This window comes from Paracoccus nototheniae (genome assembly GCF_004335005.1).
Classification (GTDB): Bacteria; Pseudomonadota; Alphaproteobacteria; order Rhodobacterales; family Rhodobacteraceae; genus Paracoccus; species Paracoccus nototheniae.
The window spans coordinates 15,467-39,541 of record NZ_RQRT01000012.1; the positions used below are offsets into that span (position 1 = coordinate 15,467).

21 protein-coding genes are annotated in these 24,075 nt (G+C 54.7%); 15 read left to right on the forward strand and 6 right to left on the reverse strand.

Annotated elements, in window-relative coordinates:
• Positions 1-189: 189 nt before the first annotated feature.
• From EG885_RS07030 to EG885_RS07040, 3 genes are all read right to left on the reverse strand, one after another.
• Positions 190-1,188: an IS30 family transposase gene (locus tag EG885_RS07030; protein WP_278248462.1), complete on the reverse strand. Its 999-nt coding sequence runs from the start codon at positions 1,186-1,188 to the stop codon at positions 190-192.
• Between the two features lie 552 nt (positions 1,189-1,740).
• Entirely contained in the window at positions 1,741-2,457 is a 717-nt protein-coding gene (locus tag EG885_RS07035; RefSeq protein WP_131573775.1) for an HNH endonuclease, read from the reverse strand.
• 58 nt (positions 2,458-2,515) lie between these two features.
• Entirely contained in the window at positions 2,516-3,169 is a 654-nt protein-coding gene (locus tag EG885_RS07040; protein WP_131573776.1) for an autoinducer binding domain-containing protein, read from the reverse strand.
• 27 nt (positions 3,170-3,196) lie between these two features.
• Between EG885_RS07040 and EG885_RS07045 the strand changes: the two genes are divergently transcribed.
• The 13 genes from EG885_RS07045 to EG885_RS07105 all read left to right on the forward strand — a co-directional run bounded on the left by EG885_RS07045 (position 3,197) and on the right by EG885_RS07105 (position 15,990).
• Positions 3,197-3,520 (forward strand): hypothetical protein, encoded by a 324-nt coding sequence (locus EG885_RS07045; RefSeq protein WP_207392221.1) that lies wholly within the window; start codon positions 3,197-3,199, stop codon positions 3,518-3,520.
• Positions 3,489-4,139: an acyl-homoserine-lactone synthase gene (locus EG885_RS07050; protein ID WP_131573778.1), complete on the forward strand. Its 651-nt coding sequence runs from the start codon at positions 3,489-3,491 to the stop codon at positions 4,137-4,139. Before EG885_RS07045 ends, EG885_RS07050 begins: the two co-directional genes overlap by 32 nt.
• A gap of 419 nt (positions 4,140-4,558) precedes the next feature.
• On the forward strand, positions 4,559-5,377 hold the full coding sequence (locus EG885_RS23545) for a lytic transglycosylase domain-containing protein (protein WP_379107750.1): 819 nt from the start codon (positions 4,559-4,561) through the stop codon (positions 5,375-5,377).
• Between the two features lie 16 nt (positions 5,378-5,393).
• Entirely contained in the window at positions 5,394-5,684 is a 291-nt protein-coding gene (locus tag EG885_RS07060) for a TrbC/VirB2 family protein (RefSeq protein ID WP_131573779.1), read from the forward strand.
• Positions 5,685-5,686: 2 nt separating this feature from the next.
• Positions 5,687-5,962 (forward strand): VirB3 family type IV secretion system protein, encoded by a 276-nt coding sequence (locus tag EG885_RS23550; protein ID WP_379107757.1) that lies wholly within the window; start codon positions 5,687-5,689, stop codon positions 5,960-5,962.
• Positions 5,952-8,312 carry a VirB4 family type IV secretion/conjugal transfer ATPase gene (locus tag EG885_RS07070; protein WP_131573781.1) on the forward strand — a complete coding sequence of 787 codons (2,361 nt, stop codon included), beginning with the start codon at positions 5,952-5,954 and terminating at the stop codon, positions 8,310-8,312. The genes EG885_RS23550 and EG885_RS07070 overlap by 11 nt, the downstream gene beginning before the upstream one ends.
• A 234-nt stretch (positions 8,313-8,546) precedes the next feature.
• Positions 8,547-9,692, forward strand: coding sequence for a lytic transglycosylase domain-containing protein (locus EG885_RS07075; protein WP_165571063.1), 1,146 nt, complete (start codon positions 8,547-8,549; stop codon positions 9,690-9,692).
• A 12-nt stretch (positions 9,693-9,704) separates the two neighbouring features.
• Positions 9,705-10,520, forward strand: coding sequence for a type IV secretion system protein (locus tag EG885_RS07080; protein WP_242679541.1), 816 nt, complete (start codon positions 9,705-9,707; stop codon positions 10,518-10,520).
• Positions 10,520-11,173 (forward strand): VirB8 family type IV secretion system protein, encoded by a 654-nt coding sequence (locus EG885_RS07085; RefSeq protein WP_045984241.1) that lies wholly within the window; start codon positions 10,520-10,522, stop codon positions 11,171-11,173. The genes EG885_RS07080 and EG885_RS07085 overlap by 1 nt, the downstream gene beginning before the upstream one ends.
• Entirely contained in the window at positions 11,173-11,853 is a 681-nt protein-coding gene (locus EG885_RS07090; RefSeq protein WP_131573783.1) for a TrbG/VirB9 family P-type conjugative transfer protein, read from the forward strand. Before EG885_RS07085 ends, EG885_RS07090 begins: the two co-directional genes overlap by 1 nt.
• Positions 11,850-13,430 (forward strand): TraB/TrbI/VirB10 family type IV secretion system protein, encoded by a 1,581-nt coding sequence (locus tag EG885_RS07095; protein WP_165571064.1) that lies wholly within the window; start codon positions 11,850-11,852, stop codon positions 13,428-13,430. The genes EG885_RS07090 and EG885_RS07095 overlap by 4 nt, the downstream gene beginning before the upstream one ends.
• Entirely contained in the window at positions 13,430-14,422 is a 993-nt protein-coding gene (locus EG885_RS07100) for an ATPase, T2SS/T4P/T4SS family (RefSeq protein ID WP_045984243.1), read from the forward strand. Before EG885_RS07095 ends, EG885_RS07100 begins: the two co-directional genes overlap by 1 nt.
• A gap of 470 nt (positions 14,423-14,892) precedes the next feature.
• The gene (locus tag EG885_RS07105; protein WP_131573785.1) at positions 14,893-15,990 is read left to right on the forward strand and encodes a TrbL/VirB6 family protein; all 1,098 of its coding nucleotides are present in this window, start codon (positions 14,893-14,895) and stop codon (positions 15,988-15,990) included.
• Positions 15,991-16,026: 36 nt separating this feature from the next.
• Here the strand turns inward: EG885_RS07105 and EG885_RS07110 are convergent, their stop codons facing one another.
• From EG885_RS07110 to EG885_RS07120, 3 genes are read right to left on the reverse strand one after another with little or no spacing between them, the layout of a single operon-like run.
• On the reverse strand, positions 16,027-18,180 hold the full coding sequence (locus tag EG885_RS07110; protein WP_131573786.1) for a type IV secretory system conjugative DNA transfer family protein: 2,154 nt from the start codon (positions 18,178-18,180) through the stop codon (positions 16,027-16,029).
• A 5-nt stretch (positions 18,181-18,185) separates the two neighbouring features.
• On the reverse strand, positions 18,186-20,573 hold the full coding sequence (locus EG885_RS07115) for a relaxase/mobilization nuclease domain-containing protein (RefSeq protein WP_165571065.1): 2,388 nt from the start codon (positions 20,571-20,573) through the stop codon (positions 18,186-18,188).
• Positions 20,566-21,129, reverse strand: a complete 564-nt coding sequence (locus tag EG885_RS07120) for a helix-turn-helix domain-containing protein (protein ID WP_165571066.1) — start codon at positions 21,127-21,129, stop codon at positions 20,566-20,568. Before EG885_RS07120 ends, EG885_RS07115 begins: the two co-directional genes overlap by 8 nt.
• Before the next feature lie 879 nt (positions 21,130-22,008).
• Here EG885_RS07120 and EG885_RS07125 point away from each other — a divergent pair.
• Positions 22,009-22,734 (forward strand): ParA family protein, encoded by a 726-nt coding sequence (locus EG885_RS07125; protein WP_165571067.1) that lies wholly within the window; start codon positions 22,009-22,011, stop codon positions 22,732-22,734.
• A complete protein-coding gene (locus EG885_RS07130; protein WP_131573790.1) occupies positions 22,731-23,417 on the forward strand; it encodes a hypothetical protein in 687 nt (228 codons plus the stop codon). The genes EG885_RS07125 and EG885_RS07130 overlap by 4 nt, the downstream gene beginning before the upstream one ends.
• Positions 23,418-24,075 lie beyond the last annotated feature (658 nt).

A 24,075-nucleotide genomic window follows, 5' to 3' on the forward strand; every position in this document is an offset into this window, starting at 1 on the left:
CGAAATGCGACACGGGCGCTGACGTAGCCTGATCTGGGCGGGCGGAGACATCCGCCATCGCAGCCCGCCCGGATCAGGCGGGTGATCTAGCAGGAATGACGGCCTGGAGCCCTTGAGCGACCTTAGCGCTGGCGCAGGCCATTGGGCTGCGGTTGCAGCAAGGGTCCGCGCCGTTCCGCATAGCGGACGCTATTGGACACCTGACGCCTTCGCCAGCTCTTCGCGGAAGACCTCTGCCGGCGTCCTGTAGCCCAGGCATTTGCGGGGCGTGGCGTTCATCCGCTGCGCCAGGCCCAGCAACTCCTTTTGCTCGATTGTCAGCAGGATGGTGTCGCGGGGAAGCCAGCGCCGGACGCGCCGATTGGTGTTCTCGACTGTGGGCTTCTGCCAGGGCGCCTGCGGATCGCAGAACCAGGCCTGCGCCCCCAGCCCTTTCTCAAGCTCGCGCCAGGACACGAACTCGAGCCCACGGTCGAAGGTCAGGCTCTGTCGGGCATGCCAGGGCAGGGGCGAAAGCAGGTTGATCAGATTGTCCATGATTGGCCTGGACCGCCGATCGTTGTTGCGGAAGATCGCCGTGTAGCGGCTGACGCGCTCGACCACCGTGGCCAGATTGGCCGGCCCATGCTCCTTTCGGAAGATCATCAGGTCGGCCTCCCAATGGCCGAAGACCTGCCGGTCTTTGACGGCTTGAGGGCGGTTCCTGATCATGCAGCGCTCTGGGAAGACAAGGCTTCTCGGCTTGCGCGCGTAGCGCGCCTTGCGCTTGCGCCGCCGCTCGGGAAGATAACGGGCAAGCTCCTGTGCTCGGCCATCTGGAGAGTAGACGTAGCGGTAGATAGTCTCGTGGCAGACGCGCCGCCGCGCGCGCTCATGCCGCATGCGCCCGGCAATCTGCTGCGGAGACCAGCCGGCCTCCAGTGCTGCGATCACGCCGCCCCGCAAGTCATCATCCTGCAGGAGCTTAGCCTGCCTCTTGCGGCGCTCGTCGGCCAGGTGCTGAGCGTTCATCTGCCAGTAGCCCGTCGCCATCGGCACTTCAGGATCGTTCCAGAAGTTGCGCTTAATCTCGCGATGGATCGTCGATCGGTGCCGACCAAGCTGAACGGCGATCTGCGCCACGCTGATCTTGCGCTGCAGCATACCCGCGATGATGCGGCGCTCGGAGAGGGTGAGATGCGACGTCACGGGGGAGCTCCTCGATCTGTAAACACCAGCAAATTATGGCGTGTCGCATTTCAGAATAGAACCCACCCCCACTTACAGGATCGAGCTAAATAAGCTATGTTATGTAACACCGTGCAGTTTTTGGTCATTGTCATCGCTTCGCCGCAACCCAAAGTTATCCACATATTTCGTGGACATTTCTGGGGATAGAAGAAGATGTTCCATTTTTCCAAAACAGTTAGCCAGTAAGTCTATCATATCAGCCAAAATGGCATCGTAGCTTTCCTCAGCTACTTAGTGCCGTCAAAAAGTAGCTACTCGATGGATCAATGACCTCCCTGCCCCATGTTCAAAAAGGATCGTTTTTGAACACTGCAAAAAAGGGGTCAGGGAGGCGGGCATTCAGTGATCCGCGTTGCGCACTAGAACCACCGCTTGTGGATGCCTTTGCCCGACCAAAAAAGGACTATGACCTTTTGGTCGGGCAAAAGGTTAAAATGACGTTTCCGCTTGACTTTTCGAAAACCCACATGTTTGCGGATCGCCATTTAAGGATCATACGGTGACATTCATTTAAAAAATCTTGCGCTTGTAACCCATAATATAAACACCGTAATCTGTTATTCTGTAGATGATCCTTTCGCTTTCACTAATTCTAATCATAAACAATCCGCCTGGAAGCATTTCTATTTTATCAGGGCGAACGTTTGCTACTTCAGTGAAAACTTTGTAATAGTCAATTTCTCTTACGTCGAATAGGTGTTGGACATTTGATGCAACTTTAATTCTAAGAATGTTTTCAGGCAGGCTAACCCCAAGAAAGCTCAAGGTATGTTTATCTCTAGCTTCGCAAGCATTTCTGATAGCTTCAACTGCCTTAACTGGATCAGCAATTCCTTCCTCTATCAATTGGCTTATTACAGTAATAGCAGTAGCGTAGTCATTATCTTTCTTTAGCCGGACTAGGTGATCCTTCACCTTAACTATGTGCCTCCTCATTTTGTTTAAATAAAGAGGAATGGCCAATTCAGGAACTAGGTCATTTGACTTCATGCTATTGTGTGTTACGCAAGACGCTACTAGGTTATAGTCGCCGCGAACATTATAGCACCCAGGAACAAGATTACTGTTTTTCAAATCTTGCAGCGTTTGAGGGTTTATCGACTCTGGAATAAAATGATCGACATGCATATCGTCAAACAATATGGGCTGGCGGCAATACAGACATTTTTTATCATAGCCTACCCAGATTGCCGTACGGAGCGCAGGTTGTATGCGTTGTGTAGACATGACTGTAAAATAAACCTATTTTTCCAAATGTATATTATGTTATTTTCAAGCTTTGGCGTCAGATAATTCCCATCTGAGCCGCCCGTGCGACGGCGCTGACCGTGTTGGGTGCGCGTAGCTTAACCTGGGCTGTGGTAAGGCGCTGCCGGAGGGCTGATCTACTTATCTTCAAGCTCTCAGCCGCCTCGTCTTGGTTGCTTCCGAGCTTAAGTGCGCTCAGTGCATCGACCTCTCCCTTGGTCAGCCCAATGGTCTTCCAGTAGTTCGCGAAAAGACTTGCCCATGATTTCACTCGGGCCATGAGAAGCGCCATTTCCTCGTCGGTCAGCTCCCGGTCATTCCTGGCGATGGAAAGAAATGAGCGCTTCCCCTTCACCACTTCAACGAAGGTCGCACCGTAGGCAAGACCATGCCTTTTGGCTTCATCCATGACGCCGCGCATGTCTTCAAATTCGCAGGCGGACCAGCGGATTGAACCCTCGCGGTTCATGGTCCAGAGCGTCATAGGATCACCGAAGAAGTAGTTTTCTTCCTCGTATTTCTTTGTCCAAGACTCTGGATAGCGGTTAAGGGCGAAGTCTGGCTTCCCAAACTTAAGGCCAAGCCCGAGGATAAATCCAGCGTTACCAATGGCCTCTAGGACCTGAAGCTCTTGCTCATGGTCCGGAATTACGAGATCAAGCATTTTCTTATTGTCAACCAAAATCGTCATTGTGTCCTTTTACGTGACCAAAAGTACATGTTGGTGTCAATCGCTTTTTCGCCCCCGTATGCCTTTACCAAGATCAGAACGAATTGGTCGGAGGGATTGATGAGAGACATTTGCAGCAGGGCTCGTCCAAAGGGCGTAACCATCACCGCCGAGGCCAATTTCACGGTCGATATGGCACAGAACCTCGTCACGATGTTTTCGCATTTGGACGAAGGCGAAGAAGTCACGGTGAAGCTGTCTAATAAAGGCGTTTGGGCCGTCACGCCTCATGGCGTTCGTATGTTCATCGGCGCAACTGAAGTTTTCGAGGTAGGTAACAATGGTCATGATGTCCCCACAGCAAAAATTTGATGATGCGTCGCGTGACGGATACGAAGTCGCGATCATCCGCTGTCCAGAAGATTTAGAGAAGTGGCATCTGGTCAATGATTATCTAAAACTGCGCAAACAGATCTTTGTGGACCGCCTGGAATGGCCGCTGTTCCATGCTGAGGATTTGGAGTTCGAGCAATACGACTCCTTCGATACAGTCTATGTCGTTGCCACGCTGCATGGTGAAGTTGTCGGCGGCGCGCGGCTGCGGAGGACGGACCAGATCAGCGGGACAGGTAGCCTCCAGTACAGCTACATGATCCGTGATGCCTGCTTGGGTGTCCTGCCAGGGCTTCCGCAGAAGCTGTGCGATGACATGCCTCCGACCAGTGACCGCACATGGGAAATCACCCGAATGGTGGTAACTGGATCGCGCGACGTGTCCCGGATGATCTTGGCCAGCATCAATACCTTCTTGGGTCGTGAAGGTGCCGATACCGTTCTGTTCCTCGGTTCTCCAGCATTCCAACGGATGGCAAATTCGCTTGCATGGCCGGTCAAGCAACTCGGCCCCATTGCCAGCAATTCCGAGGGATCGTTCCAAGTTTTCGAGTGCCCCGTGCGCGAACTAGGTCCAAAAAATATTCAACATCGTTAAACAAACAATTCATTTATTGTTGACGGGTGTTGAATGTTTTGGTACTCAGGTGGTGATCTAGTCAAAACCAGCTAGTGCGAGCAACCCAACATAGTGCAGTAAGGCACCTGTCAATGAGCAGGAGCCACCAATGAGTCTAGTCATACCGCCAGTGATACTCAGCGAGGAAGTTACGCAAGTCGTAGACGAGGGCGGATCGGTAATCGTCATATGCCAAGAAAGCGTTTCCAAGAAGGGAACGGCGGTAGTTGGCAAGTGGATATACGAGGTCGTATCGGCCGATAAAAAATCCCGCCGGCTATTGGTCTATAAAGTCAGAAACAAGGCAGAAACATCGCTCACCGTGTCGGGCGTTGCGTCAAAACTTATGCTCTGGGGTTTCCCCGGATTGATAATGCCAATGCAAAAGGGGCAGGCTTTTGAACTATACAAAGATGGCCGTTATACGGCAGATTGGAGGTCCGACACTTAAAGCGAATGCGTGTCTTGGACAGGCCATCCGTCGTATGGCCTCATTTCCTTCTTTCACTAATACGGCTGTAAACTTCTATCTGTACCGGCCCGCCGCGGTCGATACTTCGCCCAAAGTCAGGACGAACCGGCGCTTCCCTAATCGCGCCTTTGGTGTCCTCGCATTTTCAATACTCATGTCCCGCGCGTTCAGCGCCTCTGCCGATGTGCTGGTGGTAGGCGAAGGCGGCTTTGTAAACTATGACCAAGGCCACAGCCTCGTCATATTCGGCCAAAAGCCCGTAGAGCCTGAGGCGGATGTTGCGCCCGATAGCATGTCTTTCGTGGCCCCCCGTGTTATGGTCCCACGGGCAGATATACTCGATGCCATTCACCAGACTGGCTTCCGATACGCCAGTGATAGGGCAGTGGCACAAGCAGGAATGACAGCAACCGAATGGGTTGCGCTGTTCCGCTCGAACATTCAGATCGAAAGCGCGTTCAACCCCAATGCTCGCTCCCATGTCGGGGCAATTGGCCTGGGCCAGCTCATGCCCGGAACCGCAGCAGATTTGGGCGTCGATCCCCACGACATACACCAAAATTTGGACGGATCGGCACGCTATCTATTAGCGATGCTCCGCCAATTCGGCTCCAGCGAACTTGCACTAGCTGCATATAACGCGGGTCCGGATGCAGTCGAACGGCATGGGGGTATCCCGCCGTATCGAGAAACACAGGGTCACGTGCGCAAGGTGATGGCTGTGTTTAACGAAACCCTCCCGTAATTAGGAGAAGCTGACTATGAACCGAAACCTAATCGCATTGGCTGCGATTGCGGCAGTGCTTTGGTCGCAACCTGCCTTTGCCCAAGAGATTGATTTGAGTGCTGTCGATTCACTGCTCGACTCGATCCTCACTGCGCTTACCGGTGTGACGGGCCGGACAGTGATGACCATTATCGCTGTGTTCGTCCTTATCGGCGGCGCATTCGCCTTTCTGGATTGGGGCCGTGTCTTCACCCTGCTCCTAATCATCGTCATTATTGGCGTTGTTCCGACTGTGATCCAGTCGATCTGGGGCGGCACCGCATAATGATGGAACGGACCCCCTTTTATATTGCGCTGACGCAATCTTCAAAGCTGTTCGGATTACCCTATGGCTTCGCGTTACCTTTTATGGGGGGGACCGTTCTCCCGCTAATTTGGTCTGTGAGCGTATTCACAATTACTTGGTGCATTCTCGTTTATGGGCTTTGTCGTTGGGCGGCGGAAAAGGATGAAAAAGTGGTCGATGTTCTTTTAATCGGATCGCGTGTTGTTCCGGCAACCAGAACTCGCAAGATGTTCGGGGGTGACAGCTATGGCGCTTGATCTAAGTGCGATTGCCGCAAATATCGTTGCCCAACGAAACCTTATTAAAAACGGCTTCATGCACGTCCCTTATGTGACGTTGGTGAATGACCATACGGTTCGTCTTCGCGACAACTCCTTCATGACCTGCATTCGTGTCGAAGGACTGAATGCAGCCACGACACCGGACAAAGACCTGGACAGCATGAAGCGGGCCTTCGCCGGCGTCCTGGCCCAAATGGGCTCGAATTTCACGGTCTATACTCACAAGATCAGCCGCAAGGTTGATCTGACCGAGGGTCTTGAACCCCTCAAAGGCAATGATTTTTCCTCTGCTGTAGACAAGCGGTGGCGGGATGGTCTGGCGACCAGCGAACTGCGCGATAGCAGTCTTACCATTTCGATTGTCCGGACAGGTCGTCTCAAGAAAACGGCTGGCCTGTTTAGCCGTGCCAGCAACCTTATCGAAGGTGCTGGCGATGCCAAAGATTTAGAACTTCTTGAAGAAGTCTGCCGGTTCATGCGGTCGGCTATCGGCGGCAACGCCACCCGCATTCTTACTGCCTCGTCCGGAGAACTGCTTGGCTTCCTGGGGTCGGTCCAGACTGCGGATGAACGCCCCATTTATCCAAGCGGCGCACTGACTGTCGTTGCTGACGATGTGCTGTCTGATCGTGTCACGTTCACCAAGGACGGGTTCGAGCTGACCGATGGCTCTTTGGGTGATCGGTATGGACAAATCCGGGCACTCAAGACCTATCCCCCTCAATCATGGGTCACGATCTTCGATGATTTCGCCCTGCCGTGCGATTACGTCATCAGCCAAAGTTTCTCGCCCATGGGAAACAATGCTGCGGCAGACCTGATCGAGCGCAAGCGTCGGATCATGTCGTCTACGGCAGACGTTCGGGCCAATGCCAGTGAAGCCCTCGGCGCATTGCATGAAAGGGTCTTGGTTCAGGACGTCTCTTTAGGTCATCATCAGCTATCAATTTCCATCGTGGATCGCAGCGAGGCGCGCGTTCGCGAAGTAATGTCCGAACTGGAAGGCGTTGCAACCAATGCGGGGGCAAGGCTGGTCAAGGATAGCTTTGTTAAACGCGCCCACTATTTCGCTCAGTTTCCGGGAAACATGGCGGCTCGGCCCCGGCTGAATGTCATCACAAATGTTCATTTTGCCGACTATTCGTCCCTTCATCGGACGCCGCTCGGAAAAACGGGCGATGTGCTTCCGTGGAAAACGCCCGTAGCCGTTTTCCCGACTGCGCATGGGTCGTCCTATAGGTTCAGCTTCCATCGGCGCGGATCGGGCCAAGGTGAGCCGCCTGCAGGTCACACGCTCGTCCTGGGGGAAACCGGGTCTGGTAAAACTGTTCTGGCATCCTTCCTCTTGTCGCAAGCTCAACGGGCGGACACCCGGATTTTCGTTTTCGATTATCGCCACGGCCTTGAAATGGTCACGCGGGCGATGGGGGGCAGATATTCGACCATCGAAAGCGGTATGCCGACTGGCCTGAACCCGCTGTGGGTCGAAACTGACGAAGAAGGAACGGCATGGCTGACCGATTGGCTGGCTAATATCCTGTCGCCGAATGAAGAACTGTCGTCCCTTCAAACCCGCGCAATCCTCGAAAACGTCCGCCGCAATGCTGCCGCCGCCCCCTCGTTGCGGAAATGGGACATTTTCGCAAAGCAGTTTGCCTCCACTGATGATGACGGGCACGTGCAAGCCCGCGTTGCGGAATGGGCAAAGGGTGGCCGGTTCGGTTGGGTGTTCGGTGAAACCCTTGAGGATACATTTTCGCTGGATGGGAATGTCGTCGGCTTCGATCTCACGCAGATCTTGGATGCGCAATCTGACCGTGAGCGTACCGCTGTCCTGAGCTATATCTTCCGCAGGATCGAACGCCAGATGCGCGACCGTACCCGCACAATCGTTCTCATTGATGAAGCGTGGAAGGCAATCGACAACCCCTATTTTGCAACGGTGATCGAGGGGTGGCTTGCCACGCTTCGCAAGCAGAATGCGGTTGTCGTCATGCTGACTCAGAACGCATCGCAATTGGCGCGTTCCAAGGTCGGTGAGCGCGTCTTCTCGTTCTTCCCAACGCAAATCCTGTTTCCTGATGGGAAGTCTTCTTATGAGGATTATCAGGCTTTGAGGCTCAATGCTGCTGAGCTGGATATTGTCACATCGCGTTCCGCCGGGCGTAATTTCCTGCTCCGCGATGATGAAAACTCGGTCGTCCTCGATGCCGACCTGTCGTCCCTTGGCGACTACCTTCACATCCTTGGCGGTGGCTCGGCCGGACTTTCGGTAGCAGGCCCAGACTTCCGTGAAACCCCTGATTTTTGGAGAAAAGCGAAATGATGAAATCCGTGTTCTTGGTCGTCGGTATTCTGACTATCGCTGGCTGCACTTCGACGCAGGAGCGTGAAGCGCGGTGCAAGTGCTTCACAAGCAGCGGTGCCCCTAGCGGAAGGTGCGACTTTCAACCGCTGCCTGGGCAAACCGCGGTGTTCTCTTTTGCTGCCACGTCGCCGGATGCAGCAACCAACGCCCAAACGCGGGCGATGGCTGAAGGTATCAAAGAGGAGCTGTGCGGTGACCAGGCGCATTAAATCCCCTGCATGCGGGATCGGTGCGGCAATCGTAGCTGTCCTGCTTGGATCGTCCGCCATGGCTCAGGGTGTACCTGTTGTCGATGGGCAGAGCTTTGCAGAGCGCCTGCGCGGGTATCTTCATCTTGAACATGATGAAGATACCCAAGTCGAAAAAGCAACTAACCGCGCTGAAATCCGGGACTTTGAAAATCAGCAGCTCGAAAGCCTCGACCGCATGATTGAGGCATTTAGCTCGGTGTCCACTTTCCAGACCACGTTCATGGGCGGGAACTCGGACATGGCAGGCGTTGAAGAAGTCTATGGACCTCTTGCGAACCCTGCGGGCCGCTTTGTTTTCGGTGATGCGCGAGAGAACATTGAAGAAATCATCATTCGCGGATCGCAGGATACCTACAACCTCCCCGGTGTTGCCGCTGCGGGTCTAACCCCCCTGCAATGGCGGTGCCTGATGCAAGCCCTGATATGGCAGGAAAGCCGTTTTCAGGTAGGGGCAAGATCGCCTGCCGCTGCTTTCGGACTGACCCAAATTATCCCCGGCACTGCCCGCGATTTGGGTATCTATCCTGCCTATTACGACGATCCATACATTCAGGTCGTCGGTGGGGCTCGGTATCTTGCGGCACAGCTCCAACGCTTCGATGGCAATATCATCTTCGCATTGGGGGCCTACAACGCTGGCCCAGGTCGGATCGAAGAATACGGAGGCGTCCCGCCTTTCGCAGAGACGCAGCACTATGTTCAGGTGATCCCTGAGAAATATAATAGCTACTTGCGCACAATTGGCGGCGTCGAGGCTCAAGGCACAATTGATCCCGCTCTATATGCGGTTTCCGGCGCAAGTCTCATGTCTGCCGGGTCTTTGCATCATGCAGAGTATTCGATGAACAATGCGCAGATGGCGCTAATCCGCGTTCGCAATCTCGTTGCGCAAATCAGAAACACGACCGACCCAAAAGACGCCTACGATTTGAACACGATGATGCGGGCTGAACTTACCCTCATTCTCAATGCTCGGATCGAAACCAAAGCTGCGCGGACGCAATCCGAATATGCCCAACAGGCATCGCGCCTCGCTCAGCAAAGAGAAGCCATGTCCTTCTTTGATTTCACCCAACCTGACCTCTGATTGGATAGCGTGATGAATACGATGAAACTCCTGAAAGCCGCATTTACCTCGGCATCGCTGTCTTTGGTCTTTATTCCCGGCATCGGTGCTTTCACACCCACGGTCGCCAATGCTCAGGGTGTTCCTGTTATCGACTCGCGCAATCTGTTGCAGCAGTTGGAAACGTTCCAGCAGATGCTTGTGGATATGGGTTTGCAGGAAGAACAGATCGCTATGCTCGTTGAGCAGATCGAGCTGATGGATCAGCATTTGTCGAAACTGGGTGACATTGAAAATCTTCTCAGCAACCCAACGGATATTCTTGAACTTGCCTTGGGCACAGACCTGGACGGCATTCTCGAAGGCGAATTTGACGCCGATATGCTCGGCACACTCATGCAGGGTGCAAGAGGCGACTGGTCTGGTCTGCAAGGTGCAGGCGCAGAGGCGTTTCAGGGGCGCGTAGCGGCGGCACTATCTGGCGGCGGCACCTCGCAAGAGCAAATTACGGCAATGGCAACCTCGGGTGTTCCTGAGGCAGAACGCAATGCGGCTGCAACGACGACAGGTGCCGCTACATCGGCGGCAGCAGAAGTCGCCTACGCCGAGGCCGGACAGTCCGTCCAGCGCGTCGGTGTTCTTGTCGCAGAAATTCAGAACATGGACAGCCTCAAGGCGTCGGTCGATCACAACACCCGCGTCACCGCTGAACTGGCAATCGCCATGGCAGCGATGTGGCAGCTTGAATCAGTCCAGACCATGAATGTCGGAATGACCGGGGTGCTGGATGCAGCAACGCTTGCCGACATTGAAAAATTCACCGACTTCACACAACCGGATTTTGACTAATGGCCGATAACGATAAAAGCATCCTTGAGGCAGAAGTCATCTACGGCGCAATGCAGCGCGAAAGACTGTGGAAGATCGCGTTCGCGGGCATGACCGCCGCCGCCATTGTTTCCGTCTGTTCTTCGGCTGCGGTCATGATCTGGCATCAGCCCCCCGCCCCAATCGTCGTACCGTTTGATCCTGAAACTGGAATGGCGGTGCCCAATGCGGCGATCGGGTCCGTCAGCCTCAATGAACGTTCTGCGGTCGTGCAATCGCTCGTCTATCAGTACGTGATCGACCGCGAGTCCTATAACCAGATTGACAACGATGTTCGGATTAATCGTGCGCTTTCGAGGACATTGGGCGCGGCGCGGACAGGTCTGGTCGAACTCTGGGATTCTGGCAGTGACCGCTATCTGCCGACCAGGTACGGCGACAGAACGCAGGTCGATGTGGTCGTAACCGGCATCAACCTTCTTGGCGATGATCGTGTCCAGGTTCGTATGCGAAAGCGGCTGACGAACCCTGATGGGTCCAACACCGGCAACTTCACAGCAGTCATCGGCTTCGACTTCGCAACTGAGCAGGAAAAGACACTCGAAGCCGTATGGCAAAATCCATTGGGCTTCACGGTAACTGACTACCAGCTTTATCAGGACAGGAGAGATTGATGCGTACCGGGATACTTTGCTGCGCGCTAATTGCCTGCCTTGGTACGGCGGCTTTCGGTGAAGCCACGCCGCCGCGTGGGTCTCATGATGGACGTGTCCGCGTCACACCGCACGTCGATGGTCAGGTCTATTCCATCAATGTGACCCTGACCCGTGCCACCACGGTCGAGTTTGAGGAAGGGGAACGGATCGTGTCGATTGTGGCAGGTGATACGTCTGCGTTCCAGTTTCAGTCGATACCAGGGGACCGGGTTTTCGCGATCAAGCCGACAGCCAGTGATGTTGAAACCAACGTGACGGTCTACACGGATCGGCGGAGTTACTATTTCAGCGTCAAAGAGACTGCCACCCCGTTCTATGTTGTCCGCTTTTCCTATCCTGCACGGGCACGTCAGCAGGCCGGGGCGACGCCGGTTCGGACGGCCGCGAATACCAACTATGGCGTCAGCGCCAGCAGCGAAATTACCCCAATCGCAATCTGGGATGATGGTGCTTTCACGTATTTCAGATTCCGCGAAAATTCGCCTGTTCCCGCTGTCTTTAAGGTAACGGGCGGGCGTGAGCGCAGCGTCAACTCCCAAAGCATGGATGGCCGGATTGTTCGCGTCAGCGGCACATCGCAGCAATGGGCACTGCGCCTCGGCAATCAGGAAATCTGTATCGTGGAGCTTTTCCAATGACCGATGAAAGCAACGATCTGCGCAGCAGAATGGCCGAAATCGAAGGTAAAGGCGCGACCGCGCCCTCCGATAAGCCTGCCGAACCTGAAGCTAAGGCTGAAGGCAATCTGCGCAGCAGGATGGCTGACATTGAAGGTAAGGCAACATCATCCGGGAAACGAGGATCAGCCGCAAAGTCTGCCGGACTGGCTGCGGCGGCGTTGGTTTTGGGCATTGGTGGATATGCTGTCTATAATTCCGTCTCGCAACCGTCACAGCCAGCCGTCGCGATCCCTACGAGCAATGTTCAGGATTTTCCTGAGGACAGATCGGCATCTGACAGTCTTGGACTGCCAGATGCACCCGACCCGATCTTCATTGATCGACCTGTCGTTACGACACAGACGGACAGCGCGACGCTGGCCCGTCTGGCCGACCTGGAGACAGAGCTGGCGGCGGCTCGGGCTTTGGTTGCTGAGCGAGAAAATGAAACGGAGCAAGAAAGGGTTCTTCGTGAAGAACTCGAACGTGAGCGGGACCGGTTCGCGTCCGACATTGCGACCCTCCGCAGCACGGCTGAGAATGACCAGGAACGCGCCCGTGCCATTGAGGAACAGCTTCAAGCCTCATTGACCGGGATGCGCGAGCAAATTGCCGCGAACCAACGCGACCTGGCTGCCGCGCAGACCAAGGCACAGCAAGATCTTCTTGAGCAGTCGGAGAACTTTCAGCAGCAGCTAAACGAGGCGCGGGCAGTTGACCCCTTGGAGCAAGAGCGCCTTCGAGCTGAAACCCTGCGGCTTGAGGAGGAGGCGCGTGAGCGCGACAGACAGGCGCAGCTAGAGCTAGACAACCGGGCACGGCTTGAGGAACTTCGGGCTGAACGGGCAGCGTTGGAGCGCGAGCGCGCGCAATCGGCCCTTGTGGCCGTGAACAACAGCGGCGCGTCGGAAGCCGGCGCGGCTGAGGGCCGTCAACTTAGCGCAAACGAGTCCTTCGTTCAGCGGGTTGTCGAACCGGTCCCGGTCGCGCGGGCAACACAGATCACAGCGCCACAAGCCACAGTCCCGCAAGGTACGATCATTCAGGCGTCCCTTGAAACGGCAGTGGACAGCACCCTGCCCGGACCAATCCGGGGTGTGGTGTCCGAGGACGTTCACAGCATGGATGGATCGGCGGTCCTTATACCGGGCGGATCAAAGGTCTTTGGCGAGTACAGCAGCGGCATCGAGCTAGGGCAGGAACGCATTCTGATCGTGTGGACGCGGATTCTCACGCCTAGCAACCGTTCGGTCAACATTGCCTCCTACGGCGCTGACCAGTTGGGCCGGAGCGGTACGGGCGGTGCAGTTGATACACGTTTCGGAAAACGATTTGGCGGTGCGGCTGCGATCTCGATTATCGGGGCAGGTCCAGCGATTGCCGCTAACAAACTAGAGGAAGATGACGTTTCCACGGTGGTTCAAGGCGTGGGCGACGATTTCTCGTCTGCGACGGACACGGCAATCGGATCATACATCAATCTGCCGCCGACCATCCATGTTCGCCAAGGGACATCGGTAACGATCATAGTTGATCGCGATTTGGAGATCTTCTGATGGATGAAAGCTATGTCGATAAGGCATTCGGTCGGCTGCGTGATCTTCTGAATGACGATCTTGTTGAAGTTTGCGTAAATCCTGACGGTCAGGTTTGGTATGAGAACCGTGGGGATGCCTCGATGAAGCTGTCCCCCATCAAACTGTCAAATGAAGAAGTCAGGGATGCCGGGATGCAGATTGCAGCCGAAGGCGATATTCGCATCTCTGAAAAGCATCCCGTGGGCAGTGTTTCGATCAACTACCGCGATTGGCTAATCCGGGCACAGATGATCCAGCACCCCGTTGTTCGCGGCGGGGATGCACTGGCGATGCGTTTCTTCAAATCGGATACTGAAATGTTTGAGCCTGCCTATCTTGGCGACGGGCCGGAAAGCGCAAGTGCGGCAAGGCGAGAGCTGACAAACCGTGTCTGGGGCCTGGCCGAAGGCAACTTGATCGACGCGCTGACAATGTGCGTCAGGGAAAAGCTGAATGTTGTTGTCAGTGGCGGGACCAGCTCGGGGAAAACGTCGATAGCACGCTGGCTCGTGGGCCAAGTCGATAACAGCGAACGCATCCTCACTATCGAGGACGTGCCTGACCTGATGCCACGCCAGCCCAACAAGGTGATGATGGTATCAAACCGCAACGATCCCTTCCGTAGTCCTGACGTGCTACTTCAGTCGTCATTGAGAATGCGACCTGACCGGATCATCCTATCCGAAGTCACAGGGGCTGATGCCTATACATTCCTGAAAGCGATCAACACGGGGCATGGCGGCTCGATCACGACCATACATGCTGAAACGGCGGAGCTAGCTGTGGAGCGCATGGCGCAGACCGCGTTGGAGGCCGATGGAAAGATGACCTATCAGGACATGATTTCCTATGTGGTACGCTCTATCGACGTGGTTATTCATGTCGGAAAGCGCGACGGAAAGCGCGGTGTGCTAGAGGTATTCCTGCCAAGCCGATACGACGCGCAAACGGAGACGGTCGATGAATCATGATAACGTTGTTGGGCTTTCCCTAGCTCTTACTATCGCCCTCGCGGGCCATCCCGCGGTCGCCCAGACCAATGAAGGCGCCGGGACTGACGCGAGCGTGGAAAGCGCGCACGTTGACCCAGAATTGCGTGATCGTAAGCGATGCCTGAACCACCCTGGCCGTCCGCAATGGATGATTGACCAGCCACTCGGATTTGAGTGGCGGCTTGAACTCGGCCGGGAATTTCGCAGTGCTGAAAGAGCAAGGGCAGTCTCATCGAATGAGACATGCTCTTGCGATCAGCTCTATCCCGACTGGAACGAGTCCCGGCCACTAGTCGAGGCGATCTGGGCAGAGGTCAGCCCCGACTCTAAATTTGTGTGGGGTGAGGCTGAACGCGGCAGGTTTGAGGCTGCGCGAGACAAACTGGCCGATTATAGCAGACCGTTACTGCCTATGGTCACAAGGCTATGCGCAAGCGTGGAGTAAGATCATGGGATTCATCGAACGAACCTACTTGAACACCATGGAATTGTTGGCGTCACTGGGCCAATCGCAATTCGAAGCGGTCGCATCAGAAATTGCCGGGACAGCTCAGTTGGTTTCGGCTCTTATCGCGGTTCTGGTTCTTCTGAACATGGCTCTGCAAGTCAGACATATTGAAGTTGGAACTTCGGTATGGCTGATCTTCAAGCTCGTTCTGGTCGCACTGTTCATGCAGAGCTGGGCGGACTTTAATGGCGTCTTTTCAGCCATTGAGGGCGGCTTTGGAGCAATTGGAAACGCCATGTTGGCCGGGGGCCTTGGCGTTGGGGAAACAGAGACAAGTTTTCCTAGGGAATTGGACAACCTTGCAGAAAACATGGGGAACTACGCCAATGTCACTGCTGGTCGTTTGAACATTCTGGGTGGGATGATTAACGCCCTCATGTTCATGGCTATCGCGGTCTTTGGCGCACTTGCTACATTGGCAATGGTCGCATCTAGGGTCGTCCTGGCTGTGCTTGTCGGCTTGGCCCCCTTCGCAATCCTCGCAACGCTTACGGCGCAAACAAGATCCTACTTTGATACGTGGCTGAGCGGTGTGATTAAGGTCTTGATGTATCCGCTTATCCTGATCGGCATTTTTGCGACGATTCTGGGTATGGGCAACGCGACGATTGCCAGTATCGACCCCGAGGCGGTTGATACTATCGGTCAGATCACGCCTGTTCTGATGGTACTCGTCCTCGCATCCTTCCTCGTCCTTCTAAGCCCTTTGATCGTCACGATGGTCGCTGGTGACTTCGCCCTGGGGGCGGTCACGGCAATTGTGTCTGCAAGGGCGATGAAGACAGGAGCTGGCGCGCTGCGATCTGGTGGTGCCGCAGCACGTGGGGTTGGTACCGGGGCTGCTGGCATCGAGCCATCAACAGGCGCAAGCGTTTCAGCCCGCGCGGGCAACTACGCAGGACAAGCAGCTCGGGGCGTGGTCGCAGATACCGCGTCGTACATGAAGAACCCCGTCAGCAATACCAATGATGCGGTGAACCTTCGCGCTAACCAGATCAATCGAGCGTCTGAGCGATTGGCAAGGCTGCGACGAAAATGAAAAAGGGGGGCATTGCCCCCCTTCTCTATTGCTAGCTTAAGTTGCCTCTGGCGGCTTTTTTTTGTCTTCGTCAATCTTCTCTACATCGCCGCTTTCGACGGGACCGTCAGTAATGTCGCTACCAATTTCAAGCTGAAATTGCTGTCCGAGATTCAGCTTGTCCCGCTTTGCTTTCTTTCTGGTCCGATCAACGACCGCGGGCACAGGTTCTGCGTCCTTAAGTTTTCGGATTTCATCATAAAGGTCTAGCGATGATGCTACATAGGCCGCGACGGTCTGCATGTCGTCAGTCGTAAGATCCCTCACCGAAGGCAATCTCAAGGTCTGCGGTTCGTCCTGAGGCGCTTGCTCGGCTTTCCCGGTCGGTATCACTGGTGATTGTGCGCCCTGTGTAGCGGGCTGATCCGCGTTCTCTGCCGATCCGGGCGAGGTCGCCGGCTTCTGTCCGTCCTGTTCACTCGGCTGTTCCGCCTTATTGGCGGGCGCATCTTTCACCGGCGGCGGCGGCTGCTGCGCTTTCAGTGATTTGCGTTCAAGGTGATTGATCCGCGATTGTAGAAGTGACTTCTCAACAGCTTCCCAGCTCAACTCGTTCTGCATTTCCAGAATTTTCGCAAAATGCCGATCCCTGTGGTGAACGATAGCTTTAACCTTCAACGGCTGCTTGCCGTTGACGATGATGATGCTCACGTCCTCAGGTAAGCGTCTTGCTCCGTCCTCAGTTAGCAGCGGCCTTTCATCGGTTCGTTCGGTCAACGTAACCCGCTGACCAAGGCCGACTTGTCGAGACCGCGTGATCGCCCGTTTGCTCGTCATGCCACAAGCTTTGGAAAGATCCTCGATCGTCATTTCCTCGGATGGCGTCATGTAGAGCTTCAACCCCGCACCGCCTTGTATCGAGAGCCGTTCTTCGTAGGAATAGATTGAGTCCAGCACAGGGATTGTCTGAGTAATAATTGCAATCCGACCGTGGAAACCCCGAATGGTCGTCATCGCACGTGCAACAGCAGTCATCTTTCCGAGAAGATGAAACTCGTCCAGAATTATCATTGCATGATAGGGCTCGTCTTTCTCCGGCATCCGACTCTGGATCGTCGCAACAAGCTCGTTGAAAAACAGCCTGACCAATCCTGCAAGCGGCTCAAGATCAGCTTCAGCAACAACAAAATAAATCGAAGTCTTTTCACGGCGAAGATCATTGAAAGTAAAATCACTTGCCGAGGTCATGTCGTCAATATGCGGGTTGGCCCAAAGGTCAAATCCGGCATTATTCAAGACAGACTTGTAGGAACTAAGCGTTTTCGTCTCAAGCTTAGCCATACCTGCCAATTCGGTTCGCAGGGCTGGCTCTTTGGCAGTCTGAGAAAGGTTTTTGATATGCTTTTGAAGATCGCCTTCACCTTCTGATAGGGCACGGTGAATCCCTCCGAGGGTGAAGTCCTTTCTTTCATAGGCCACGCCACCCATAACGCTGAAAAGCTGAATCGCACCCTTCAACCACTCCCCTGCCCCATCAGCCTGAAGAAACAAAGTAGCGATTTTGCGGAGTTCAAAGTTTATCTGTCCGTAGTCTGTCAGCGTTCCAATTCGCTCAAGCGGGTTGTACCGATGCGATGGTTTTCCAAATTCTACAGGGGCAAATTTGTAGATTTTATTGCCCATATGTGCCCGCCATCTGGCGGTGTTTTTGAAATTCTCCCCCTTAACATCAAGTGTGACTGTAGAACCTTCGAAGGTAAAAAGGTTGGGGTAGACAAAACCGACGCCTTTACCTGCGCCTGTTGGTGCTACGATCAAGCAGTTGGGGTATTTATCTGACGTTATAAACTGGCCCCGAGATTCAGGCGCAGAAGTCTTTGCAAGAATGAAGCCTTTGCCCGGCTTACCCAACAATTTGTTGCGCCGCATTTCCCAACGCGACTGCCATTCAGACGTGCCTTGTTTTGTCAGAGCCTCAGACGCGGAGTGTGCGCCAAAGGCGAAACCGCCTATGGCAAGAAACAGAAATATCAACCAGACCTGCGTGAAAAGACCCTCGTCCTGCGTCCGAAGATCGAATGCATTCATTATGAGATAGTCGTAACCTATGGTCCCATATAGGTTTTGATCGACCCACAGCGTTGCAAAGATATAGGCGAGGATTACCCCGCCCATCGTGAAAAATAGCCCAGAGGCAAGTTGACGTTGCATGTCTGCTACCTTTCGTACTCGTTGCTGCGGTCGCGATCTTTGTCAAAAGTCTCTTTGAGATAGTCCCGGTGATCCGACATGAGCCGCTCGGTTTCATGCGACATGACAAAGCCGGTGCTACGGTTGTTCATTTCCGCCTGCACCATGAGCTGTCGGCCAAAGACCTGATCTTTGGTGATGTGGTCGATGGCGCCTAGATCGCCGCGGCGGAAACGGTCGTACTGAGCCTCGGTGGTGTTCTCTTTCAGCAGGCGAATGACTTCCTGGTGTTCCTCGGCGATGTCTGTCAGCGAGTAGTCGCTGCCACTCTTTGCCCTGAGGTCGGCAAATGCGTCTACCGCAGCCGCACGCTGTTCCGGCCCCTCACGCTCCCGCTCGTCCTCGGCCAAGTAGCCTACGAACGGGGTTCTGTCCTTGGCGTAACGATCCCACATTTCAGACGCCAATGTTGCGTGGGCTGGCGACTTCTCGGCGAACTCTGAAACCTGCGGCTCGAAGGCATCCATCTCATTGCTGGCTTTCTCATATGCCTCTGTGTCGTTGCTATACCGTTCCGCAGCATCCCATTCCTGACGCTGGAACGACATTTCAATGTCCTGACGTTCGGCGTCAGTAACCGCCACTGCATCGAGGCTGCGGGCTTCCAATGCGGCATCACGCTCATTCGCAGGCACGTACCCTTCCGGGGGCATGACAACATCGGTTGACCTGTCCCAAAGAGCAGATGCGAAAATCGCGTGTTCGCGCGACTGCTGCGAAAATTCGGTGAAGCGGGTTTGCGCAGCCTCAACCTGATCCTGTCCCCTACTCCGCGCTTCGCTGTCATCAGAATAGCCATAGCTAAAATCGGTGCGGCTGAACTGGTGTTCGATGCTGTCGCGTTCTGCGGCCGTCAACGTTGGACGCCCGCTAGCGTCAAGATAATCGCGTTCGAGCTGAGGCACTGGCCGTATATCGTAGTGTGCCTGAAGATCCTCGCGGATTTCTTGGTACACGTTTGTCAGCTCGGCAATCGCCTGTTGACGCTGCTCCGGGTCGGACAGGCTTAGATCGGCAGCTTTTGCGACCTGACGTAGATCGTCCTGCATCCACATCTGTTCAAGGTACAAGCTCCCTGCCCCTGCTTGCAGGCGCGTCGTGATAGCTTGTGCATTCAATCCTGTGTCTCGGGTGTATTCTTCGATCCGCTCCGCTGCCTTCGACCAGGTGAAGTCGTTTCCATCGGCCTTGTGCATGTAGATCGACATGCCGCGCGGGTCTTCGTGCAAACCTTTGGCGTACCCGGCATCAGGACTCAGCGCGGTGAACGCTGCCATATTTTCGGAAAGCTGCTTTTCGTAAGGAACACGTTGGGTCGCATCCTTCGTCAGAAGAACCTCCTGCGACCTTGCAAGTGCGTCGTTCAAAAGAGACGCGTACTGATCGAATTTCTCTAGCTCGTCGGCGCTAAGGGCAGGCATTTTGTAATCTCCTTTGTTCGACATAAGCATGTTCGCAACGCCCTCATATGCGTTCTCAAGGCGCTGACAGTCTGCGTTGGCTGCAATTACAGCCATCGCCTCGTAACCAATTTTAGCGAAGCTCACTTGCTCTTGCGCATACAAGAGATCGGTCCCAGTCCGAGGCCGCTGCTGCGGTGCGCGGCCTTCCCGGCTTGCATTCCACTGCTCGGTTTGCGTCGGCTGGCGATCGGTAATCCCGCGTTCAAAGCGCGAAGTTGGATCGAGCATGATACCGCGCCGTTCGGCATGTTCCGCCATCGCTTCACGGAATGCCTCATAGCTGTAATCGGTCCCCCGCCGCATATTGAACAGGCTGTTGTCGCTGCCACGGCGGTTCAAGACGATATGGGCGTGGGGGTGGTGTTCCTGGTCGTCGTGAATGGCCGCGACATACTTGAAACGCACATCACCATCTTCAAATTTCTCGGCGCATATATCGCGGACGATCTCTGTCACGTCCTTGATTGACGTACCCTCCGGAAAACTGAGGATCATGTGCGATGTCTGACCGTTCCGGGTATTCGCCCACCAGTTATCGGAAAGGCTGTCTACAAGCCTGTTGATTTGCTTGTTTGTTGGCTCATCGTGCGCCCTAAGAATGCCGCTCGGATCAATGACCTCCGCAACCTTGTCGTCGCGGAAAATGTAATTGAGCTGGCCCTTCAGTCCGCTTTTGCTGTCAACGCCACCCGTTCGCACGAGCTTAAAAATGGCCTGACCGTGGCGTGCGCCGACCCGGCTCATGCGGCTGACAGAAAGCCCCTTCCCTCTCGAAGACTTACCGCCCGACGACCCGCTGCCTTTGCGCCATGGCGATCCGTTGCGGCTTGACTGCTCCCTGTCGAACAGTCGGCCCATAACCTGTTCGATTGCAGAGTAATGTTTACTCATCGAGGGTGTCACCCGCCTCGTCAGCAGACAGTCTGCCATGCAGGGTTGCAGCCTTCACCTGCATGTTGCGAAGCATGGCCCCGACCACCTTCTTCAGATTTTCCACCTCGTCGTTCGCCTGGCGGATGCGTTCGATCTGCTCCGGTGATGGATTTGCAGTCCCGGTCTTCTTCACAGACACCGACAGAGCCGCCGCGATCTGGTTAAAATTGCCGCCTAAAGCGGTCAGGTGCCTCATGGCTTCTGCAAGAAACTGTTCTTCAGCAGGGCTGGAATCGTAAAATCCGCCGACCGCCCGTGTCATTTTGCGCAAGAGAGCGGCCCTGCTCGACGCAACATTCTCCCGAACAAGCCTGTCTAGGCCAGCCTTCTCATGGGTCGTCACCTTCGCTCCGACGGTCACGTAGGCGGCGCGGTCTCCGAGGATAGCGCCCTGGCCGCTTTTGATCCGGTAGACCGTCGATGGCGCAACGCCGAGCTGCTGCGCGATTTTCGCGGCTGAATGACCCTGCGAAAGAAGGGTCCGAATGCGGTTCCGGCGCTCAAGAGGTTTCACACAAATGGCTCCAAAATGCAATTTTGGTTAACATTGGACATATCCTGCAACTCAAACACTACCCTCTGACCCCCTCAATAACAATCCCTCGATGCCGCAGGCGTCGAAAAAGGGAATGTGGGGGGCAGAATGCGGGTAGTGTTTGGCAATTTCCTTCCCGAAGATCACAGATCGAAGGGCGCAGGGCATTTCGGGACAGGTTGCATGCAACCTTCAATGCCCCTGAGAGCGCCGGAGAGAGCCGTGGAAGCCACAAAATAGGTTTTCGGCTACCCGGATACCGCAAAGGCCCAATCGTGGGCCTGTGGCGCTAAAAATCGCGCCTGACCTCCGGATGCGCCACCTCGCGCCCGCAGCTCTCTGCCAGGTCGCTTCAAAGCACATGGCTTGGCAGAAGGACCGGCCTTCCTCGGCATAGTGGTCATACTGGTACCACTAGGTGCGATAGGTGCGTTGGTTTCAGTAGGCGCTATGGTCGCATTAGGTGCATTAGGTGCATTAGGTGCACTAGGTGCATTAGGCGCACTGGATGCATTGGCTGATATGGGTCGGTTAGGTGGAGGGGTTTCACTAGGCGAGATGGGTGCACTAGGTGCGTTAGGCGCAAAAGGTGCTATAGGTGCGATAGGTGTGTTGGGTGCATTGGTTACAAAATTCGCAAACATCACAATAGTAGCTATAGCTACAATAGTGCCTTTGGGCATCATAGTCGCACTAGCATGGATGGGTACGATGGTTGCACTAGTAGTACTGGGCACATCGGTCACAGTAGTATCTTAGGTAGCAACTTTCGCAACTTTCGCACTTGTCACAATGTCTCAGGCTGTCATAGCCTGGCAACAAGCAGACTTAGGGCTAAAAAATTCTAGTGAGGTTGGTATGAGCGACGGATTCGATGTGGTGTCGGTGATAAACGCTAAGGGTGGCGCAGGAAAAACGTCACTCACCAAAGTTCTTATCAGCGCGGCATTGGCATCCGGGCAGAAAGTTGTCGCTTTTGATTGCGACCCTACGCAGAACTTAATGGGTTGGGTCGATAAAGCGAAAGAGGCCGGAAACTGGCCTTCGAACGCCGCAGCGTTCGAAGCGAGAACTGCCAAAGAGATTGTTGAAGCTCTTAATCAGCTTACAGATGAAGGTTTCGATGGTTTGGTTTTTGTAGATACCGCAGGATTTGGCGACAAAGCATCATTGTACATGGTCAACAACAGTGACTTTGTTATCCTTCCAATCATGCTTGGATCAGACTCTGTTGGGACCACTCTGGAAACAGCTACAGTTGTTACACAGATGGTCGACCAGTTAGACGAGGGCAAAAAGGCAGTTGTTAGGGTGGTTCGGTGCAACATTCCAACGTTGTCCAACAGGCGCAAAGGGCATAGCGAAAATTTTGACCGTCTAGGGCAACATCCTTTGTGCTTGAACGCTTATATTAGCAACTCGCCAATTATCGAACTTTGGACAGATGAAGGTCCTTTACATTCACGTTTTAAGCGTGAGGAAAATACGGTTGAAGGAGCGAAGGCTCTAAACGCCAAAAACACGATGAAGGTTCTTCAAGAAGGTCTAGCTGTCATTAATGAACTGTTTGAGGAGGCGGAATGATGGCAAAAAGACGTTTCGAGATTGTTGAAACACCACTCCCTGAGTCCCGCATCCTGAACAAGTTCAAGGTCGGGAACGAAGATGATGAGGGCGTTCCTTCCGAAAAGAAGGCTGAGAAGGGGGGTCAGAAACCCTCTCAAGCGGATGTCTCTCAACCCGCAGCTCATGACAGCGGGTCACTTGCGGCCCATCAGGTGCCTTCTGATAGTGCTGATACTGCTGGCACTGACGATAGCAACGCAGATCTTCTGAAGGTATCTCAGGGTGAGCAAGAGAGTGCCGCAAAGCCTGAATTAACGGACAATGTTCAAGCTAGCGAAACATTCTCGGTAAATTTCAAGGTTGGCGTCCCTGCTTCGTCATCTTCGGAGTATCACGAACTCAAAAAAAGAAGTGGTGTTACTGAAGACTTTCTTATGAAGCGGCTGATTTCTGTTTCATTTAAGATCATGGGAACAATGGATGTAGCAACCATTGTGATCCCTGCAGAGGTTCCGGCGAGCCTAGAGCCGATCCAAAGAAAAAAACACTACGCTAGGAAGTCACAGATTGCGCGCTTCCGCGAAGTCCACGACCCTTTGGAAATCTATTCTATCGCTGATTGCTGCCGCCTTATGTATTTCGCTGCCTTCAAAGAGGCTGTGGCCGAGCTGTCTTCAAAACTGAATCGAGCCGCAAAATAGTCTGCCCTTGGCGGGAACGTAATCTCGACCAGGATGGATTTGTCCACCCGTGGCCCATCTTGCGGCCACGGGCTTGCAGACCGCGAACGGAACGGCCCCCATAGAGCGAAGGCACGTGAGTGGGCTGTGGTCAAATCCATCCTGTAAAGCGGCACCTTTCGCCACGCACCCGCGACGGCGCAGCCGGCGCCCAAAGCCGCCGTCAGGCGGCGTCTGCGTGAAACGCATAAGGATCATGTGGTGCGGCTTGCCGCGCTGCGATGTAAGGCGAAGCCTCGGGCGGGCGCGGTGGCGGCGAAGCTGCCAGCGCGCCCGCCCGACATTCTCCCTGCGCGCCAGGACAGAGGGGCAGGGCAGGGGGGTCAGCAGACCCCCACAAACCTTTCGCCACCCCGGCTGTCTATCTCGTAGATCAGAACGGGCGATCCGATCCGGGCGGCGCGGCGTCTGCCGCGCCGCTCCGCTTCCGCCAACGTGGCGCACGGGATTGGCAGGTCGTCGGGGTCGTCGCGGATTTCGTAGGTCACAACGCGATCCCAGGTTTCACGTTTCCATCCCGGTCCAGCCAGCCCCGCGCCTCCGCGCAACCGATGCAGATGCAGGTTCCTGCTCCCCCGACCGTGACAGGGGCCAGATAAACCGGGGGATTGGTCGTGCC

What these genes read in the sequence shown, in the direction of transcription:
- EG885_RS07035 (WP_131573775.1), bottom strand. Translation starts at nt 2,457, where the DNA reads ATGTCTACACAACGCATACAACCTGCGCTCCGTACGGCAATCTGGGTA.
- EG885_RS07040 (WP_131573776.1), bottom strand. Translation starts at nt 3,169, where the DNA reads ATGACGATTTTGGTTGACAATAAGAAAATGCTTGATCTCGTAATTCCG.
- EG885_RS07045 (WP_207392221.1), top strand. Translation starts at nt 3,197, where the DNA reads ATGTTGGTGTCAATCGCTTTTTCGCCCCCGTATGCCTTTACCAAGATC.
- EG885_RS07050 (WP_131573778.1), top strand. Translation starts at nt 3,489, where the DNA reads ATGGTCATGATGTCCCCACAGCAAAAATTTGATGATGCGTCGCGTGAC.
- EG885_RS07060 (WP_131573779.1), top strand. Translation starts at nt 5,394, where the DNA reads ATGAACCGAAACCTAATCGCATTGGCTGCGATTGCGGCAGTGCTTTGG.
- EG885_RS23550 (WP_379107757.1), top strand. Translation starts at nt 5,687, where the DNA reads ATGGAACGGACCCCCTTTTATATTGCGCTGACGCAATCTTCAAAGCTG.
- EG885_RS07070 (WP_131573781.1), top strand. Translation starts at nt 5,952, where the DNA reads ATGGCGCTTGATCTAAGTGCGATTGCCGCAAATATCGTTGCCCAACGA.
- EG885_RS07080 (WP_242679541.1), top strand. Translation starts at nt 9,705, where the DNA reads ATGAATACGATGAAACTCCTGAAAGCCGCATTTACCTCGGCATCGCTG.
- EG885_RS07085 (WP_045984241.1), top strand. Translation starts at nt 10,520, where the DNA reads ATGGCCGATAACGATAAAAGCATCCTTGAGGCAGAAGTCATCTACGGC.
- EG885_RS07090 (WP_131573783.1), top strand. Translation starts at nt 11,173, where the DNA reads ATGCGTACCGGGATACTTTGCTGCGCGCTAATTGCCTGCCTTGGTACG.
- EG885_RS07095 (WP_165571064.1), top strand. Translation starts at nt 11,850, where the DNA reads ATGACCGATGAAAGCAACGATCTGCGCAGCAGAATGGCCGAAATCGAA.
- EG885_RS07100 (WP_045984243.1), top strand. Translation starts at nt 13,430, where the DNA reads ATGGATGAAAGCTATGTCGATAAGGCATTCGGTCGGCTGCGTGATCTT.
- EG885_RS07105 (WP_131573785.1), top strand. Translation starts at nt 14,893, where the DNA reads ATGGGATTCATCGAACGAACCTACTTGAACACCATGGAATTGTTGGCG.
- EG885_RS07110 (WP_131573786.1), bottom strand. Translation starts at nt 18,180, where the DNA reads ATGCAACGTCAACTTGCCTCTGGGCTATTTTTCACGATGGGCGGGGTA.
- EG885_RS07115 (WP_165571065.1), bottom strand. Translation starts at nt 20,573, where the DNA reads ATGAGTAAACATTACTCTGCAATCGAACAGGTTATGGGCCGACTGTTC.
- EG885_RS07125 (WP_165571067.1), top strand. Translation starts at nt 22,009, where the DNA reads ATGAGCGACGGATTCGATGTGGTGTCGGTGATAAACGCTAAGGGTGGC.
- EG885_RS07130 (WP_131573790.1), top strand. Translation starts at nt 22,731, where the DNA reads ATGATGGCAAAAAGACGTTTCGAGATTGTTGAAACACCACTCCCTGAG.